The organism is Microcystis sp. LEGE 08355 (assembly GCF_015207185.1).
Lineage (GTDB): Bacteria > Cyanobacteriota > Cyanobacteriia > Cyanobacteriales > Microcystaceae > Microcystis > Microcystis panniformis.
Genome location: NZ_JADEXI010000699.1, coordinates 1 through 2,206, shown reverse-complemented (window position 1 = coordinate 2,206; position 2,206 = coordinate 1). Strand labels below are relative to the sequence as shown.

Here is a 2,206-nt window from a genome sequence, read left to right as displayed (position 1 = left end):
ATCACTAACCCTACTATCTTAGAAGAGCTACTAAAATTAGCAGCTACCGCTAATTCTCTCGCAGAATTTAAGCAGTCTTTGGCAAAAATCAATATCTAGAAAACGGGTTTCTTAGAAAACGGGTTCCTTTGAGAAACCCGTTTTCTGTAAATTTTTGTTATATCCCCCTTGAAAGATTGGCCATTGTTAGGCTAAAACTGTTAGCAATAAACCTTTGCAGTTAACGTCATGACTTCTACCCTTTTGCCGAGCTTTCCTGCTGTTGACGATGTTTTGTTCAATTTTGCTCAATCTGATGGCTTGAGTCAAGCTAATCAGGTGGATAGTGCGAGAAATCAGCGTTTAACCGCTACTGTAGTTTTCCTCGATGCTGGTGTTAGCGATTATCAAAGTCTCCAAGCTGGGGTAATTCCAGAAGTCGCCACGGTTATTCTCTCTCCCAACGAAGACGGAATCGAACAAATATCCGCTTTTTTACAACAAAATCCCCAGATTACCACCATTCACCTGGTTTCCCATGGTGCGCCAGGATGCTTATATTTAGGGAATTGTCAACTTAATTTAACAAATATTTACGATTACCGCCAACAGTTACAGAATTGGGCAAAGATTAATCGTATCCTACTGTACGGTTGTCAGGTCGCGGCGGGAGATGCCGGGACAGAGTTTATTAATAAATTGTCCCAAATTACTGGGGCGAAAATAGCGGCTTCCAGCAGACGGGTAGGAAATGCAGCCTTAGGAGGAAGTTGGGAGTTAGAGGTGAGTTTACCCGCGATAAAGGGAGAGAATCAAACCTTTATTGAAACCTTAGATTTGTCGGATTTGCAGACATCTGGTGTTTTTCAGTCGGATATACTCAACACTTATCCCGGAGTATTTGCCCCTACGTTAGTAGGAGGATGGTATAGATTAAGCTATGCCAGTGCGGTAACAATAGTCGGTAACTATGCTTATGCGGTAGGGGACACTCTGGAGATTATTGATATTAGTAACCCCAGTAACCCGATTTTTAAGGGAAGTTATGATATTCCTTCTGGTTATCTAACTCCTGGTGTTTATATAGACCAAGATGTACAAGTAGTCGGTAACTATGCTTATGTAGCTGATGTAGGTTCAGGACTGCACATTATCGACATCAGCAACCCGACAAACCCCACCTTCAAGGGTAATTATAATACTTCTGGCTATGCTGCGGGTGTACAAATAGTCGGCAACTATGCTTATGTAGCTGATGATACGTCAGGACTGCAAATCATCGACATTAGCAACCCGACAAACCCCACTCTCAAGGGTAATTATAATACTTCTGGCTGGGCTTTAGGTGTACAAATAGTCGGTAACTATGCTTATGTAGCTGATTATGATAAAGGACTGCAAATCATCGACATCAGCAACCCGATAAACCCCACTCTCAAGGGTACTTTTTCTGGCCGTGCTGAGGATGTACAAATAGTCGGTAACTATGCTTATCTAGCTGCTGCTGGTTTAGGACTGCAAATAATCGACATCAGCAACCCGACAAACCCCACTCTCAAGGGTAATTACAATACTTCTGGCAATGCTGCGGGTGTACAAGTAGTCGGTAACTATGCTTATGTAGCTGATTATGATAAAGGACTGCAAATCATCGACATTAGCAACCCGACAAATCCCACTCTCAAGGGTAATTATGATACTCCCAGCGTTGCTTTGGATGTACAAGTAGTGGGTAACTATGCTTATGTGGCTGATAATTCATCAGGACTGCAAATTATCGACATCGGCAATCCTACAACTCCTACTCCCAAGAGTAATTATGATCATTCTGGCTTGGCTTCTGGTGTTCAAATAGTCGGTAACTACGCTTATGTAGCTGATGATACGTCAGGACTGCAAATCATCGACATCAGCAACCCGACCACCCCCACTCTCAAGGGTAATTATGATACTTCTGGCAATGCTAGGGATGTACAAATAGTCGGTAACTACGCTTATGTAGCTGATGATACGTCAGGACTGCAAATCATCGACATCAGCAACCCGACCACCCCCACTCTCAAGGGTAATTATGATACTTCTGGCAATGCTAGGGATGTACAAATAGTGGGGAACTACGCTTATGTAGCTGATGATACGTCAGGACTGCAAATCATCGACATCAGCAACCCGACCACCCCCACTCTCAAGGGTAATTATGATACTTCTGGCAATGCTAGGGATGTAC

Annotated in this window: 1 protein-coding gene and 1 pseudogene; both read left to right on the top strand. The window is 43.2% G+C overall.

All coding sequences use genetic code 11. The features are described 5' to 3' along the window. Nucleotides 1–228 precede the first annotated feature (228 nt). A pseudogene (locus tag IQ242_RS26470) lies at nt 229–726 on the top strand (DUF4347 domain-containing protein); the annotation flags it as partial. Between the two features lie 36 nt (nt 727–762). Next, nucleotides 763–2,206: LVIVD repeat-containing protein (locus tag IQ242_RS23065; protein WP_370583044.1), on the top strand; the 1,444-nt coding region annotated here is incomplete at its 3' end.